Origin of the sequence: Bacillus sp. FSL H8-0534 (assembly GCF_038005885.1) — a bacterium.
Classification (GTDB): domain Bacteria; phylum Bacillota; class Bacilli; order Bacillales; family Bacillaceae_G; genus Bacillus_A; species Bacillus_A pseudomycoides.
This window is the reverse complement of the sequence record NZ_JBBOUC010000001.1, coordinates 3,546,114-3,561,603: the sequence shown is the minus strand read 5'-3', so window position 1 is coordinate 3,561,603 and position 15,490 is coordinate 3,546,114. Positions and strand designations below refer to the sequence as shown.

Sequence of the window (15,490 nt, the reverse complement as noted above, 5' to 3'; positions counted from 1 at the left end):
ATTCTTTTACAATGTTGATGAATTTTTTTCCAAAAGAGACTCTATCTGCAAGTCAAGATAATTTCCGTCATAAGTGAGTACGACTGCTTTTCTGGAATTATATGAAAATTTAATGCAAGAAATCTTACATCTATCATTTTTCAATATTCAATCTTTTAAGAGAAGCAGCTCTCCTATCGAAGATAAAGTGGTTCAACCAATTAACGTATTATAAATACTGAAACTCAATCCTCTTAAGTGATACTTCTCCTCTGTTTCTGAGCTGCTGATGTGTCTCTATGGGTTCTTTTTCAAATAAATTAGTGAACCATCCGTCAGTAATTATATGTTTGACAGATTCAGCCAGAATGGAATAGTCACTGTCAATCATAAAAATTTTTATACGAATTAACGAATCGTGTGAAAAATCAAAAGGCGTATCAACTTTTTTAGATAATCTCTTGCTTTTTAGATTCTTTGTTTCCTTATGCATGAGAAGAAAGATCCACACCGTAAATAATAGATAGACAATTCTGATAATGAAACATTGGTTGTCACCAGATATTTCAAAATGAGTCTGTTAATTCTCATGTCGATTTACCATTTATTGCCCCTTTAAATACTCCACATGTAGTAATTCTTTAAAATGAGGGGTAAATGTGGAGGCATAGAAAGGAAAGTATGGGACTTTCTAATACACAAACTATAGACTTGTCTGCGAAGGCATCAAAAGAGTTCATCTCTTTTAATTCCATTACAGAATGCGGAAGTTCGGTATCACTATAATTGCAAAATAGCAAATTGATCTTTGCTTCCTCATTTGGAAGCAGGAAAACAAAACAACCGAAAGCTCTCATTAATATCTCAAGTAGAATACTGGGAGCGTCTTCAGTAAGCGAAATATCATTCTAGTAAAACGCTTCTGGACCGCCTCCATGATCCATGGATTCTAAACACTTGAACCGAGATACATTCTACGAGGAAACCGTAGGAAGACCTCCTATTCTGAGAGCAGTTTTAGTATTACAAAATGTAATTTTAAAATCCTTTATATCGTCTATACTTCTTAGTTTTTCTTTTAAGACTTCAATAGTTTTAGAATTCCCTAAATATTCGACCTCCCTCAAAATATAAAAAACCGAATAATTTTATATAAAAAAAATACATTTTTCTCAATACAAGTAAAAGTTTACCACTATTTATTAACTTTTGAATAGAGTTTTTTTATATTATTAGTAATAATTTAAATATTAATAATAAATTTTAAATAAAATATAAAATCCCAACATATAATCAATTGAGATAGAGGGAGGGGACTAACTTCTGTCGGCCTCAAACCACCGTACATACGGTTCCATATACAGCGGTTCAAAATTACACGCAATTGTTCATAATCTTATCGTTAGGCTCTTCAATCCTTGTTTTCGCAGTATCCATTTCAAAAAATCCCCTATTTGTATGCTTTCTCTCCAGCACCTAATTATTTCCTTAGATGTTCGATTCCAGTTCTTCGGTTCTTCCACTCCTTCCATAGAATCATTCTCAGTCTACGTGTAAACCCACCTTCAAGTTCTTTTAGTTTCGATGGTGTATCCATGAGTTTGTAGCATCCTATCCATTCAATAAAGTACTAATTCAATTCTTTTATTCGGTTTTCCATCTTTATATATTACTTTCTTAACATCATTTCCCGAGTTCTGCTTTGGATCTTAAAATACTTATTTGGAAAATCCTGACTTTTTAATTTATCTAGAATAATATTAGATAAAAGCAGAATCAATGGACCACCGTATACAAAATTTATCATAATCCTCCTTGTGAAGTTCCTTCTGTGTTTAGGTTGACTAATCCGTTGTCCATTATTCCTGCTTGTAGGTATGTACAGATTAATCTAAGATGCTTAATCTTTTGAGAGTGTGTCATCATAGGTCTGTCATAGTTTTATCTTATCGAAGAATTTTTCAAAATCTATGTCTATTACCTATAACCTTCTTCTATATAAACTTGCTCCAATCTGATTACATCATGTGAACGTTCCCCCAGACAAAATTCAAGACTTAGAAAAAACCGGGGCGTATATACTCGTTAGAACTTTGGAAATAGACTGTTGAAAAGAAAGCTTTCCGCCTTCCTTCAGGCTATGACATACCCTTGTCTTAAGCTACAGCTACTATCACCCTTACAGTCCAGAGCTTCACCTATGCCGGGTACAAAAAAACTTTCAGCCAGTTTGCCAACAGCCTCTTAAGTGTCAAATACATATATAACAGATAAATTTCCTAAAATAAAAATATAAAATATAAAATATATATTTATATAAATCACTATATTTCTCACTATAAAAGAGGTAATTTCACGCATGATAAAATCATCCAATACTGGAATGCCCCAGCTAGGTGCTCTACTCTTTCAACAGCAGAACTTAGCAAAATACCAGTAATCCCTGCAGGAAATGCTCTTACAAAACTTTCATCTGACCTACCAACAGCTCTTAAGTGTCAAATACATATATAACGGATAAATTTTAAAAATTTTAAAAAATACAAAATATATATTGCTTTTTTATATAAAATGTTATAAATTTACTTCAGAGGGGGGTGAATTACATGAATGATAAAATTATCCAATACTGGAACGATCCAGCTAAACGTTCTACTCTTTCAGCAGCAGAACTTAGCAAGATGCCAGTAAATCCTGCAGGAGATATTCTTGCAGAGCTTTCAGACGCTGATCTGGATAAAGTAGTGGGTGCTGGTGATTGCGGTGGTACTTGTACATGGACAAAAGATTGCTCAATTTGTCCATCATGGTCTTGTTGGAGCTGGTCTTGCTAATAGCATAAGCTGTTCGAATCATGATCAGATGATTTAAACAGCTAGCACTATTACAAAAATACTTATTTCAGTTCTTTGCAATACCTTTAGAAAGAAGATAGCATTGCTATCTTCTTTCTAATTCTAAAGGTACTTTGTATTCTTATATGATACCCCTAATCCTCTATTATTATTCTTACATAATTATTAAAGACTTTATTTACATATAGGAGTGATCCCATGCTTGCAAATCAAGCCTTAAAAAAGGCATTTTTCATAGAAGAAAGGGTCCAAAAGAGCACAACTAGTAATCTCGCTCAAGAAATGCAGCCTGATGACTATTCCAATCTCCGGATTAGCAACTGGATAGACGGGATGGGCAACAACGAAGATCTCTTTTTAAAAAACTTACATTTACATAATATAGAACACAAGGATTTACATAAAATAATGATAAGTAATAACTATGATTCCGATTCCAGCGCTGAATGGCTTTCTATTATTGGTGAATTAGAAAGATTTAATTATCAGGAACCAGAATTGCCACGCATTCTCCAAAAAATAATTGCTCTAAATCCAAATGAGCCAATTGCTTTTTTTAATTTTTTACTCCCCTTTTTAAAAATCGGGGTTGAGAGAATAGAAAAAGCAATCTCATTATCTGAAAAAAAACATGGTATCTCATTATCAAAAGAAAAGGTACTTTTCCAGCTTGTGCGTAATTTGGCTGAAACACTCAGCAAAGTGAGCTTCCGAACTCTAACTTTGGAATTGAATATAGCAAGATTAAAAGAGCTTCTTGTCGGAGAAACACCTCAAGAGCGTTATAAATATTTTTCCTATACACTTTTAACCGATAAAAATTACTTAGCACAACTTTATAAGCAATACCCTGTCTTAGTAAGAATTCTTTCAAGAAAGACAATTAGATGGGCAGATAATTTTGCAGAAATTTACGATCATCTTCTGCATGATAAGAAAGCAATCGAACAGCATTTCTTTAATAGTACTCCTATAACAGTCATCGAGGATATAAAAACGAACATCTCCGATTCGCACAATGGCGGGAAAGGAGTAGTTATCATAAAGTTCAACGATGACATGAACCTAGTGTATAAGCCAAGGTCTTTAAAAATCGATGAACAATTTCAACAGCTTTTGTGCTGGTTTAACGAATTAAAAGAGAAAAAACTGAGACTTCTCCCTATCACTCTACTAGATAGGGATACATACGGCTGGAGTGAGTTTATAGAACATAAAGAATGCTCAGCCGAACAGGAAGTAAAAAACTTTTATCGTAGAATGGGATATTATTTGGCACTTTTATATTCTATCAATGCTATTGATTTTCACAACGAGAACCTGATTGCCAGCGGCGAATATCCAATGCTAATTGATCTAGAGACCCTTTTTAATCAAGATGCCGTACAGTCAACCGAATCAGTTACTGCTCAAGAAGTAGCACTTAAAACACTAAGTCAATCTGTTTTGGCTACCAATATCCTACCAGTTTTCACATTATACAATAAAATTGAGGGACGAGGCCTCAACATAAGTGGTATGGCTAATGGTGAGGAACAGATTTATCCTTCCAAAGTACCGGTTATTCAGTCGAATAACACAGATGAACAAAAAGTAGAGCGTGGATACATGAAAATTCCTGCCAGCTCAAATTATCCAACATTAAATGGTAAACAGGTAAGTGTCACTATGTATGTAGATGACATGATGGCAGGGTTCAAGGAAGCTTATGATTTGTTAACCAAGAACAAAGATTGCCTAAAAAATGAGATTAGCCGATTTAAAAATACAAGGGTAAGGCAGATATTGCGGGCCACTAACAGATATGGTAACCTTCTCGCTATCAGCTATCACCCGGACTATTTACGGGATGGCCTAGACAGAGAGATGCTTTTAGGGAAATTATGGCTTGATACAGAAATGCAACCAGAATTAACGCAGGTTCTTCTCGCGGAAAAAGCAGACTTATTGGAAGGAGACATTCCGTATTTTACAACAGAACCAGGGCAACCCCATATCTACGATAGCCAGGGACGTTGCTATGAAAACTACTATAAAACAAGTAGCTTGGCAAAAACACTCGACAAAATAGAGAGGCTCGGTCCAAAAGATTATGAGGAACAGCTACAAATTATTAAGCTTTCAATGCTGGCACTTGAATCATCTCCATCAGATAAAAAATCAAACTACATCCCTTCCGTTCCGGATAACCAAATAGATCGAGATTCGTTCTTAGAAGAAGCAAAAAGAGTAGCGGATTACCTGATATCCAGGTCTATACAAGGAACAAATAATGGAAAAGAGGATGTCTCTTGGATCGGGACCCGCCTTACTGACAATGCAGAGAGCCTTTGGAGAATTGCTCCTCTAGGGAATGATTTATATGATGGAATAAGCGGTATTGCTCTATTTTTTGGTTATTTATATAAATATACTAGAGATTCGAAGTATAGGGTCTATATACAAAAATGTTTACCTCCTATAAAAGAATCTCTTCAGGAGCTATTAGCTTACCCTAAGTATGCTTCATTAGGTGCTTTTACTGGCGTATTATCTAATATTTATACGCTTAACCACCTAACAAAAATATTAGATGAACCTTCCTTAATGGAAGAAGTAAAAAAAGTGATGCCAAAGCTTATTGAATCTATTCCATATATGCAGGAAGTGGATATTATAGACGGTTCAGCTGGCTCACTTATTGTCTGTTTAGACCTTTACAAACAGACAGGAGATGAAATCTTCTTGGAAGCATCAAAGAAATTCGGGGAACATATTCTTCAAAAAGCTATACCTCAAGCTACAGGAATTGGCTGGAAAATATCTGTCTCCGAAGATGCATTGCCTGGTTTCTCTCATGGAACCTCTGGCATTGTTTGGGCCTTGCATGAACTTTATCAACTTACCGGAGAGCAAATGTTATATGATGCCCTCAAACAAGGATTAGCCTATGAGCGAAGTCTGTACATGGAAGAAAAAAGAAATTGGGCCCTTCCAAGCGCCGCTGAGCTACCTCAACTCCCTTGTGCTTGGTGTCATGGAGCAGCGGGTGTAGTTTTATCCCGCCTGCTATTGAAAAAGGCAGGTTACTCCGATTCGCTTATTGACATTGAAATCAGAGTCGGTTTAGAGACCATTATAAAAGAAGGATTCGGTAGAGACCATTCCCTTTGTCATGGAGATACAGGAAATTCAGCTGTACTGTTGCTGGCAAGTAAAGTACTTAAAGAGGATCTTTGGAAACAGTACAGCTATGCAGTAGGGGAACATGTATTGGATGAAATTCAGCAAGGTGGTTGGAAAAGCGGTCTCCCTCAGTACCTAGAAACATATGGTGCAATGGTAGGCATTTCAGGCGTCGGTTTAGGGCTACTTAAGCTTTATGATATAAACGGCGTTCCTTCAATAACTCACTTGGAGTCTATAACAGCACTAAAATAAGTTTTGAATTTCAACTACCTATAGCTCTAGGTATCTAGAGCTATAGGTAGTTTATAGGAGGTTAAATAATGTCATCTAGACAGAAGCAAAAAAGAATAAAGCGCTGGACAAATGTTCCGGTTATCAGGCAGGTGAGTCAAAACGAATGTGGACCAGCCTGTCTTTCTATGATTTTTGCTTTCTACGAACTTAAAGTTCCTCTTTACATTCTTAGCGAAGAGTGCCAAGCATACAGAAACGGAGTCAGCGCATTAACTTTAAAGAACGTCTCAGAAAATTATGGATTCAAATGCCATGCTTTTAAAATAGAAAAACTGGACCAACTCTATCAAATTACTTTGCCTGCTATCCTACACTGGGACCACAGCCATTATGTGGTTTTGGATAAAATCAACTCTGGATCAGCAACCATTATTGACCCAGCTCAAGGCAGAAAGACAATAAACCTAATGGAGCTAGAGCATCATTTTAGCGGAATAGCGCTTACGTTTGAATGCACAGAGCGAGTAAATAAGGGATCCAGTAGTAGTAAGAGCAGTAACAAAATGCTTCTCTATTACGCTATGATTAAACCAAAGTACAGCATTTTAATGATTGTATTTTCTATCCTTGTTCAGGCCCTTAGCCTGACCGTACCCTTTATGATAGGTTATATTGTCGATAGGTACATGGATTTTGAAAAATCCTCTATAATCAGCAATATTTTTTTAATTATAGGAGCCATTTTTGTTACTAGCTTACTTTTTTCCTATATTAGAAGCATTCTATTTGCACAGCTTCAAAGACATATCAGTACTAAGCTATCTGCAGATTATCTAACACATCTATTAAAACTTCCGCTTACCTTTTTTGAACAACGGAATACAGGAGACCTTGCAACAAGACTGAACAATATCTCGATGATTCGGGAGATCCTATCAACTACCGGAATCGCAATAATTTTGGATGTAACAATGATTTTGATATGTTTAATTACCATGTTTACACAGTCAGTATTTTTAAGTGGAATAACCTTAATAATCGCCATAACTGAAATTTTTCTGATGTTTCTCTTTTTAGGTTCAATAAGAAGCTATTCACAACAGGAATTGGCGGTTCAGGGGACCGCTCAAAGCTATTTGATGGAAGGACTACGTAGTATTCTATTAGTTAAGTCTACACGAAGGGAAGACAAAATTCTCAATGGCTGGACAGAACTATTCTCAGAGCAAATGAATTACTTCTCCTTGAGGTTTTCTCGAAGTGGTCTTTTAAATAGCATTGTAAGCAGTATTGGCTTAGTTGCTCCGCTACTTCTTTTAATGCTGGGAATGAGGGAGATTTCTAATGGATTTATGACTATTGGTGCCCTAATAGCATTTAATTCTTTAGCTCTCTCCTTTTTAACGCCCATCAATTCTCTGATTACTTACTTTCAATCCTTTCAAATTTTGTTCAGTGCTTTTGAAAGGGTCTTTGATGTACTCTCTGCAAAAACAGAGCAAAATCTACAACTTAGTGAAAAGGCGGCAAAAATCGATTTTAAGACTAATCCTATAGTTTTTGATGATGTAAGCTTCGCCTATAAAGGGGAATCACCTGTCTTACATAACATTTCATTGAGTATAGAACCAGGACAAAAAATAGGTATTGTAGGGCCGACTGGTAGTGGAAAAAGCTCTTTAATTAAATTACTGCTTGGGCTCTATCCCCCTTCCGAGGGCTCTATTTATTATGGATCGGAAAGTATGGATCAAGTGGATTATGAAGATTTAAGAACTCAGATTGGCATAGTCCTTCAGGAAACGTACCTGTTTAATGACACAATTTATAAAAACATAGCTTTCTTTGAGGACTTACCTGTAGACCAACTGGAGCAAGCAGCTCAACTAGCATCACTACACGAGGATATCCTTTCAATGCCGCTTAAGTATAACACGGTTATCGGGGAAAACGGCCAAAATTTATCCGGGGGACAAAGGCAGAGATTAGCCATAGCCAGAGCTCTAGCTACGAACCCTTCTCTTTTAATTTTAGATGAAGCAACCAGTCAGATGGATTCACTAACCGAGCAGAAACTTAATGATACTTTCCGGAAAAATGGTATTACCCAATTGGTTATCGCCCATCGTTTGGCAGCTATTACTGATGCAGATGCTATCATTGTTATGGATCAAGGGCGTATCGAGGCAATCGGCAGCCACGATACTCTGCTTAATGAATGTGAACTTTATCGCCTGTTGTGGTCACAACAAGCAAAAATGGTAACATATAGTTAAGAAATAAACCTGCATCTCATTGAACTGCCCCCCAATTGTTAGACAAAAAAGCTAACTATTGGGGGGCTTCTTTATGTCAAAATACAAAACTGAGTTCAAATTAAAGATAGTTGAACATTGTTTACAAACGTAATTGTAGTAAAAAAAGCCTCACTAGGAAATTCAAGGTTTCTCGAAGTAATGTCCAAAAGTGGATTGCTTTATATGAAAATCAAGGTGAGACAGGCTTGGTTTCTACCTATACAAACTATACTAAAGAGTTTAAACTAGACGTACTTAACTTTATGAATGAAACAGGGACGTCTCTTTTAGAAACAGCTGTAATATATAATATTCCGGATCCAACAGAGACTCCATGGAATCCTAAATAAAACAAATAGCTGCCATGCACCTATCCACTGCATTTCAAACAGTCACAGTCGATAGAGGAAAACGATTTTCGTGTTATCAACAGGTGGAAAAAGACTTAAAAATAGCAGCGTTCTCTGCCGATCCCTATTTCACAAGACCAACTAAATCAAGTACTGCTTCTTATTATTCAAAGACAAAAAAATATTTAGGTTGGAAAACCGCCCACAAAGCTTTTCAGTATGAACTGTCGCGCTTAGATTGACAAACTGTAATTTATAGGAGGTGATTACTGAACTAAGCTTTACACAACGACTAGATGAAATTTTTTATATAAATATCTCCTTTAGCTACTTCATTTTTAAGGGTATAGAAATAGAATATGTTCTTAAAAATGAAGTATCCGAAGTCTAATAAATGACTCCGGATATTTCTTCTCATCTTTTACATTAAATTGTAGGTTATACAAACATTTCCCCTAAAGGTCCAAAAAAGAATAAGATAGCTAAAACAACTACTGCTACCGCCATAATGGCAATAATGGTGCCTTTTTTCACTATAATTCCCTCCTTGATAGGTATTTATTTCATTTCAGTACGCATGAAATTCCAGACTCCGGCTAAACTAAACAAGAGAAAACCACCTATTACTGCTAGGTACAAATCTTGGGTTGTCTGTGTAAATCCAAGTTGATTTTCCGGTGTCATAGCATAAGCAGGCTGCGACCAAGGATAATATCTTCCATACTTTGAACCTGTCACAAAGATATTCGGAATTATAAAAGCAAAGTTCAAGGCAATTGGAAGAGAAAAGTTTTGCCATTGTATCGCCAGCCAGGTTTGAAGGGCTATAAGAGGTAGAATGGACAACCATCCATTTAGAAACAGACCTAGAAATTCGAAATATGGAAATGTTCCTGTCACCCCCATCACTTTCCCTAATATAAGGAAATACAAAAACATCATAACATTTGTCATTCCCACCAACAGCCAGCCCCATATCATCTTTGATAGATAAAAGTATACTTTTGGAATAGGATAGGACAAAAGCTGCTTCCACCCTCCATTTGCATGTTCAAAACGGCAGAGCATTGCCAGATACACACTTGAAAGTAGCGGACAAAGGACAGTTCCGTACAAAAACTCGACTTGGGTCCACGCCCCCGTCCATCCTACCATTCCATTCTCTTCAAAAACATCGATATGAGTAACATAGTTGGCCACTCCAATAACAGTAAGAAACAAGGGTGTTATCAGAATAATCATCCAAATCGGCATATAGTTCCTAAGCTTCAGCCAATCATTCCATAATACATCTTTAAACATACTCTTCCTCCTAATCTACTTCTCTACTGGAAAAATGTATCGATCCAATGATAGTGAAAAATAAGCCCATGCCAACGCTAATCCAAACCCATTCCCACTGGTAGTCAGGAGAATTAACTATACTAGAAAAATCAGTAATGATATTTTCATTTGAAAATGTTATCTGGTATGGCAGGACCCACGGAAGATATTGTGTAATCCCCGGCAGCTGAATCAAAAATAGCCCCAAGGCTATTCCTACTCCTCCCATCATCATCGGTATCGCCTGATTATTTAATACCATGGACATCCATAGCTGAAGCCCAATAAGAGCAAAAGAAGTCAGATATGGAAACATTGTAAAATAAAAGATTCTGGAGGCATTAAATGTAGCGCTCCCTCCAAATAAAAATCCAGAAAGGCACATAGCAACCATTAAAAATAAGCCCGAAAGTAGCACACCAAAGCATATCCACATGTAGCGCGTCCAATAGTATTGAGTCTTGGATATTGGCATAGAAAAGATAAGTTTCCACGATCTTGCCTGGTGCTCTAGATTAGCAATATATGAGCATAAAATTGTAACGGAAAGGTGGATAATAAAATAGTTGCCGTAAAATGTAATCATCCATATGGTACCCCAAATGTTATAACTCCTACCTTCTGAGACCTCCTGCTGTATATCACCAGCATTCAGCAACAGCAGCAGAGTTACGCCTCCTACTAATACAGCAGGGAAAAATAGGACAAGTCCCCAAAACCATGAACGTTTTATTTTAACTAAATCGGACGAGAATATCGGTCCCATTATAAGCTCTGTCCTTTCCCTGTAAGATCTAAGAAGATATCTTCAAGTGACTTTTTCATACCTTCCAGGCGGGAGACTGTAAATCCGGCCTCTACTAGTACCTTGTTGGCTTCCCCGGCTATAGATGGGGAAGATTCTTGAATATACACAGTCCCTTCTTCCTCTTCAAAATTTGCCTCAATGCCTTTATGTTTAAGAGAACTAGCTGCTTCCAAAGGCTTATCGACTTTTATTTTAATTTTAGGTTCACTTTCTTTCCTTAGAACCTCAATAGAATCTTGAAAAAGCATCTTCCCGTTTTGAATAATACCTACCTGAGTTGCCATCAACTCTATTTCACTAAGTAAATGACTTGAAATCAAAACGGTCATTCCAAACTTTGCAGGCATTTCTTTAATAAGTTCACGTATTTCATGAATACCAGCAGGGTCAAGACCGTTGGTTGGTTCATCTAGAATTAAAAGCTGTGGGCGATTCAACAAAGCGGTTGCAATACCCAACCTTTGTTTCATTCCTAAGGAATAATTCTTAACCTTTTTATCCTTGGCACCTTCTAGCTGGACAATTTTGAGTACCTCCTTTACTCTATCTGCATTATCTATTCGTAGCAGTCGTCTGGCAGCTTCTAAATTTTCATAGCCACTGAGATGACCGTAGTAGGTCGGTGTTTCAACAAGAGATCCAATTTCCCCTAAAATTGACAAACGATCCTTCTTTAGGTCCTTATCAAATATCTTGACATCACCTTTAGTGGGGCGAATAAGACCAAGCAACATACGAATAGTCGTAGTTTTCCCTGCCCCGTTCGGACCTAAAAATCCGTAAATCTCACCTTGACTGACTTTCATGTTTAAAGAATCTACAACTATATTTTTTTTGTAGGTCTTTGTTAGATTATTTGTATTGATAATTAGTGAGTTCATTTTGTATCTCCCTTCACCATTTAATTAAGGAATAATTACCGTCTAAGGAGTCACTAGTGCACCACCTAAAGAGGCAAGACAAGCTGTAATATCCTGTATGGCTTTTTCAATCCGTTGAATAGAATTTATATCAATTGAAAGCTGGTCTTTTTGCCCATTTATACGGTCCATTATTTCTGCTCTTTCTTTTGAATTAAAATAATCTTTTAATAATCCTGTCTCTTTCAGCAAATACAAAAGAACAACTGTCTGTTCATCAGGAACTCTATTATAGATGAGCTGAGAATGAATCAGTTTAACAACTTGTTCTCGCGATTGATTAATCTCGGTGATTTTTCGTAGAGGTAGAAAAGGAACTTTTAAACCTAAGGTGATTGCCCCTTTTTTTTGCAGTTCTTGAAGAATAGAATTGTGTATCTTTCCTCGTAACCGGGTTTTGAAATGAAAATACTTAATCCAGGCTTTTAATTTTCTCGTTCTAAATGATTTGACAAGAATAAGGATAACTTGGTCCAAATAATCAGCTCCAGTTATATCAGCATCAACAACCATAACTTTTCCCTTTGTATCCAACTCTATTTTCCTTTTTAAAAGTAGGTCAATAAATATAGACCCAATGCTATATGTTTCTGTGTATGAACGATACTTCAAACGAAGGTGATTCGCTCCTAATAGGACCATTTCTTCTGGCAAAGAAAGCCGATGTTCCATAAATTCACCCCTCTATATTAAATAATGTTTAGATAGCTAAAGCCATACATGGAACCGATAGTGAATATAGTTGTCCAAACAGCTAAGCTAACAGTCATCCAACTTATCACTTGTGTCCGAGAGGAACCAAATGTTAAGGCCAAAACAGCGGCAATATCAGTACCGACAAAAATTGGCGCAAGAAGCGCTAGACCTGGAATACCGTATCGCTCCCAAATTTTTCTGGATCTTGTTTCCTGTTTGGAGGGAGTCGTAATTCCTTTTGCCTTTCTCCTTTTTTCTCTCCATGCGTAAAATTGCTTAAAGAAAAATCCTAGCAGTAAAACTAAAAGCAAGTTACCAGTAAAAGCCACTATTGCAACTCCAAGCGGTGGCAACCCCCATGCCACACCGATAGGAACTACAATAGATACATCCATCCAAGGGGCGAAAGCAACAACAAAAATTACAACAAATTGCCAGACAGTCGATTGGTCTTGTGCCCATTCAAGCATTACATCACTTCCTTTTTAATATTTATTTAATTTACGAACCGTCAGCCAATACACCAGGTATTGGCCAATACCCAAAAATCCAATGGCGAAAAAGGGAGTAAGAACAAACTCAGAAAATAGGAAACAAATTCCTGCAGTAACCGGCAATCCAACTGAAAAGAAGATATAAACACTTCTACATGCTTTAAGAGTAACCCATTGCTGTCCTTCGTCCATGTCAAGAAATTCGGAAGGAAGAAGCCCAGAGAAGCGGATTCTGCTTTCAGGATGCTTTTTGTTATAGTATCTTATCAGGATCGTCCAAATGAAAGTTAAGGCAGTAAGCAGAAAGAGACATATCCTAGCCAACAGCTGTTTTTCATCCTGAGGATTATACAGAGAAAAAATAAAAAAAGTAATTAACAGAATAAATAAAAACATCGGAACAATAGGAGACTTTATAAGTTTTTGTAACATTTTGCTCATCCTTTCTCTTCGAGGAAAAAAACTTCTTCTACTGTAACTTGAAAAGCTTTCGAAATTTTCAAAACTAACGTTATGGAGGGTGCATAATCCCCTTTTTCAATCAATCCAATCGTTTGTCTGGTGGCCCCAATTTTTTTAGCCAAATCTTGCTGAGACCATTTGTGACGTGCGCGCATTTCTCTGACTCTATTAATTAGCATTCCACTATCCCTTTCCATAAATTAACTAATTTTAGAATAAATCAAATAATTCTAAATGTCAATAATCGTTTTCATTTTGCAAAGAATAATTGCATAAATATAAAAAAACACCTAATTCCATCATTTAAATATATTTAATGAAGATAAAAATATATAATTAATGGGTTTTTTTTACTTTACATATATAAAATTAAAGATTATTATTATTTTATAAATATTTTGTTATAAATAGGGATTTTCATTTCTCAACTTTTAACGATTAACTTAATAATAAAGGTGGTGTACAAAATGAGTAATTTGTTATTAAAAGAAAAGAAAGCTCTAGAAGTAAACGGATACAAGAAATTCCAACTTGCAAACTTACCTGTTCAAAACCTAGAAAAAGATCTTATGCAGATGATAGCCGAGTTTGACAGACTACCGGTAGATACATACTCATTAGAGAGTCACAGGTACAGAAGATATTCACGCGCAATTATTAATCCTTGGGATAATCATTTTCAATGGCTTCCTAATCATTATGACGAACAGGGAGAACCCCAATCTCTGTATTTTCAAGGAAGCTTTAACGCAGAATACCTTAAAGAGTACCGAGCTTTTCCCTCGCTCAGCGAGGAGATAAAAGAAAGCGAACTCCTAAAAGAAATAATAAAATATGATTTTAACGAAACTTTCTGGGATACACATGACAAATTACTTCCTGTTCATGTTGGTGTACATTTTGTAAAGTATATGGTCACAGAAGATGATCAGGAATCTGTCGCTTCTCCAAATACCCTGCATCAAGATGGAGAGCCCTTCACTTTCGTCCACTTAGTCACCTATAAAAATGTGATTGGTGGAACCAGTACGGTTGCCACTACGAATTGTGCCGGTTTAAAAAGGGAAGATGTTGATGAAAAATTCATTCTAGATGAGTTTGATCTCATAAATCCTCTTGACTCTTATGGTGTTTGTGATCAAAAGGTCAGTCACTATGTTAAAGGAGTTAAAAAAGGAAAGGATCCGCAGCCAGCAGAAAGAGGCGTACTTCTTATTGACTTTACTCCTACTGTTATTGCAATCACCTAATAAATTATACAGAACTTAAAAATAGTTCCTCTTGATTTATCGTTTATATATGTAACCACTATACAGTGACACTTCTGTTTCCTTTTCCTAGCAGAAATTAATGATTCACAACTATTAAAAGAGAGGGATCCTCCTCTCTTTTGATTTTTATTGAAAGTTTTATATTCATATTTGGTAAGGGGATATTCTATCCTAATGAACTTGGACACTACTAAGAATAGTTTTATACTTGAGGTAGCCTAATAAGGGGCATTTATTATGCAAAGAAGAACCCCTCACTTACTGAAACGCTTGAAGTAGCTCATAAGTGGATTGAAAAAGGATATGCAGTTCGCCATGTCCTTCATATTTTAGAAATTTCCCCTCCACATACTATTATCAGAAAAAAGAAACTAGACATTATCAGCATACAAATAAATACCCTTGTTGAATCTGGAGCCATATATTGTAAAAGATGATTATACAAAATAAATAATTTATAATCCAAACGTTACCGTACAAAAATACAAAACTGAATAATAGCAAAAAACAATCATAATTATTCATCTCCTAAAAAAATAATAACGTAAAAAATTATCCCTATCACTTTATTACTCTATCTAAAATATACTGTTTAACAATAGTCACTAAATCTACTTTTAAATAATAAAAGAA

Annotated in this window: 14 protein-coding genes and 2 pseudogenes; 7 read left to right on the top strand and 9 right to left on the bottom strand. The window is 36.0% G+C overall.

The features are described 5' to 3' along the window. Nucleotides 1–208: 208 nt before the first annotated feature. Nucleotides 209–490 (bottom strand): condensation domain-containing protein, encoded by a 282-nt coding sequence (locus MHH71_RS30635; RefSeq protein ID WP_327844007.1) that lies wholly within the window; start codon nt 488–490, stop codon nt 209–211. A 969-nt stretch (nt 491–1,459) separates the two neighbouring features. Beyond that, nucleotides 1,460–1,594: a hypothetical protein gene (locus MHH71_RS30630; protein WP_368493640.1), complete on the bottom strand. Its 135-nt coding sequence runs from the start codon at nt 1,592–1,594 to the stop codon at nt 1,460–1,462. A 677-nt stretch (nt 1,595–2,271) separates the two neighbouring features. Here MHH71_RS30630 and MHH71_RS30625 point away from each other — a divergent pair. The 6 genes and pseudogenes from MHH71_RS30625 to MHH71_RS30615 all read left to right on the top strand — a co-directional run. Then, nucleotides 2,272–2,493: a mersacidin/lichenicidin family type 2 lantibiotic gene (locus MHH71_RS30625; protein ID WP_078211853.1), complete on the top strand. Its 222-nt coding sequence runs from the start codon at nt 2,272–2,274 to the stop codon at nt 2,491–2,493. Nucleotides 2,494–2,585: 92 nt separating this feature from the next. Then, the gene (locus tag MHH71_RS18105; protein WP_006096541.1) at nt 2,586–2,813 is read left to right on the top strand and encodes a mersacidin/lichenicidin family type 2 lantibiotic; all 228 of its coding nucleotides are present in this window, start codon (nt 2,586–2,588) and stop codon (nt 2,811–2,813) included. Nucleotides 2,814–3,032: 219 nt separating this feature from the next. Beyond that, a complete protein-coding gene (locus MHH71_RS18100; RefSeq protein WP_006096540.1) occupies nt 3,033–6,254 on the top strand; it encodes a type 2 lanthipeptide synthetase LanM family protein in 3,222 nt (1,073 codons plus the stop codon). A 68-nt stretch (nt 6,255–6,322) separates the two neighbouring features. Then, on the top strand, nt 6,323–8,512 hold the full coding sequence (locus MHH71_RS18095; RefSeq protein WP_006096539.1) for a peptidase domain-containing ABC transporter: 2,190 nt from the start codon (nt 6,323–6,325) through the stop codon (nt 8,510–8,512). A 110-nt stretch (nt 8,513–8,622) separates the two neighbouring features. Further along, nucleotides 8,623–8,733: pseudogene (locus MHH71_RS30620) on the top strand (helix-turn-helix domain-containing protein); the annotation flags it as partial. An 18-nt stretch (nt 8,734–8,751) separates the two neighbouring features. Then, nucleotides 8,752–8,859, top strand: a pseudogene (locus MHH71_RS30615) (helix-turn-helix domain-containing protein); the annotation flags it as partial. A 582-nt stretch (nt 8,860–9,441) separates the two neighbouring features. Here the strand turns inward: MHH71_RS30615 and MHH71_RS18090 are convergent. The 7 genes from MHH71_RS18090 to MHH71_RS18060 are packed head-to-tail and all read right to left on the bottom strand — an operon-like array spanning nt 9,442 to nt 13,765. After that, a complete protein-coding gene (locus MHH71_RS18090) occupies nt 9,442–10,185 on the bottom strand; it encodes an ABC transporter permease (RefSeq protein WP_006096538.1) in 744 nt (247 codons plus the stop codon). Between the two features lie 10 nt (nt 10,186–10,195). Next, a complete protein-coding gene (locus MHH71_RS18085) occupies nt 10,196–10,972 on the bottom strand; it encodes an ABC transporter permease (RefSeq protein WP_006096537.1) in 777 nt (258 codons plus the stop codon). Then, nucleotides 10,972–11,895 carry an ABC transporter ATP-binding protein gene (locus MHH71_RS18080; protein ID WP_033799231.1) on the bottom strand — a complete coding sequence of 308 codons (924 nt, stop codon included), beginning with the start codon at nt 11,893–11,895 and terminating at the stop codon, nt 10,972–10,974. The genes MHH71_RS18085 and MHH71_RS18080 overlap by 1 nt, the downstream gene beginning before the upstream one ends. A gap of 42 nt (nt 11,896–11,937) precedes the next feature. Beyond that, nucleotides 11,938–12,606, bottom strand: a complete 669-nt coding sequence (locus tag MHH71_RS18075) for a GOLPH3/VPS74 family protein (RefSeq protein ID WP_006096535.1) — start codon at nt 12,604–12,606, stop codon at nt 11,938–11,940. Between the two features lie 17 nt (nt 12,607–12,623). Next, nucleotides 12,624–13,100: a small multi-drug export protein gene (locus MHH71_RS18070; protein ID WP_006096534.1), complete on the bottom strand. Its 477-nt coding sequence runs from the start codon at nt 13,098–13,100 to the stop codon at nt 12,624–12,626. A 15-nt stretch (nt 13,101–13,115) separates the two neighbouring features. Next, the gene (locus MHH71_RS18065; RefSeq protein WP_006096533.1) at nt 13,116–13,556 is read right to left on the bottom strand and encodes a hypothetical protein; all 441 of its coding nucleotides are present in this window, start codon (nt 13,554–13,556) and stop codon (nt 13,116–13,118) included. Nucleotides 13,557–13,561: 5 nt separating this feature from the next. Continuing rightward, nucleotides 13,562–13,765 (bottom strand): helix-turn-helix transcriptional regulator, encoded by a 204-nt coding sequence (locus MHH71_RS18060; protein WP_033799230.1) that lies wholly within the window; start codon nt 13,763–13,765, stop codon nt 13,562–13,564. A 288-nt stretch (nt 13,766–14,053) separates the two neighbouring features. On the opposite strand from MHH71_RS18060, the gene MHH71_RS18055 reads away from it, so the two are divergent. Further along, on the top strand, nt 14,054–14,836 hold the full coding sequence (locus MHH71_RS18055) for a 2OG-Fe dioxygenase family protein (RefSeq protein ID WP_006096531.1): 783 nt from the start codon (nt 14,054–14,056) through the stop codon (nt 14,834–14,836). Nucleotides 14,837–15,490: the final 654 nt, after the last annotated feature.

What these genes read in the sequence shown, in the direction of transcription:
- MHH71_RS18105 (WP_006096541.1), top strand. Translation starts at nt 2,586, where the DNA reads ATGAATGATAAAATTATCCAATACTGGAACGATCCAGCTAAACGTTCT.
- MHH71_RS18100 (WP_006096540.1), top strand. Translation starts at nt 3,033, where the DNA reads ATGCTTGCAAATCAAGCCTTAAAAAAGGCATTTTTCATAGAAGAAAGG.
- MHH71_RS18095 (WP_006096539.1), top strand. Translation starts at nt 6,323, where the DNA reads ATGTCATCTAGACAGAAGCAAAAAAGAATAAAGCGCTGGACAAATGTT.
- MHH71_RS18090 (WP_006096538.1), bottom strand. Translation starts at nt 10,185, where the DNA reads ATGTTTAAAGATGTATTATGGAATGATTGGCTGAAGCTTAGGAACTAT.
- MHH71_RS18085 (WP_006096537.1), bottom strand. Translation starts at nt 10,972, where the DNA reads ATGGGACCGATATTCTCGTCCGATTTAGTTAAAATAAAACGTTCATGG.
- MHH71_RS18080 (WP_033799231.1), bottom strand. Translation starts at nt 11,895, where the DNA reads ATGAACTCACTAATTATCAATACAAATAATCTAACAAAGACCTACAAA.
- MHH71_RS18075 (WP_006096535.1), bottom strand. Translation starts at nt 12,606, where the DNA reads ATGGAACATCGGCTTTCTTTGCCAGAAGAAATGGTCCTATTAGGAGCG.
- MHH71_RS18070 (WP_006096534.1), bottom strand. Translation starts at nt 13,100, where the DNA reads ATGCTTGAATGGGCACAAGACCAATCGACTGTCTGGCAATTTGTTGTA.
- MHH71_RS18065 (WP_006096533.1), bottom strand. Translation starts at nt 13,556, where the DNA reads ATGTTACAAAAACTTATAAAGTCTCCTATTGTTCCGATGTTTTTATTT.
- MHH71_RS18060 (WP_033799230.1), bottom strand. Translation starts at nt 13,765, where the DNA reads ATGCTAATTAATAGAGTCAGAGAAATGCGCGCACGTCACAAATGGTCT.
- MHH71_RS18055 (WP_006096531.1), top strand. Translation starts at nt 14,054, where the DNA reads ATGAGTAATTTGTTATTAAAAGAAAAGAAAGCTCTAGAAGTAAACGGA.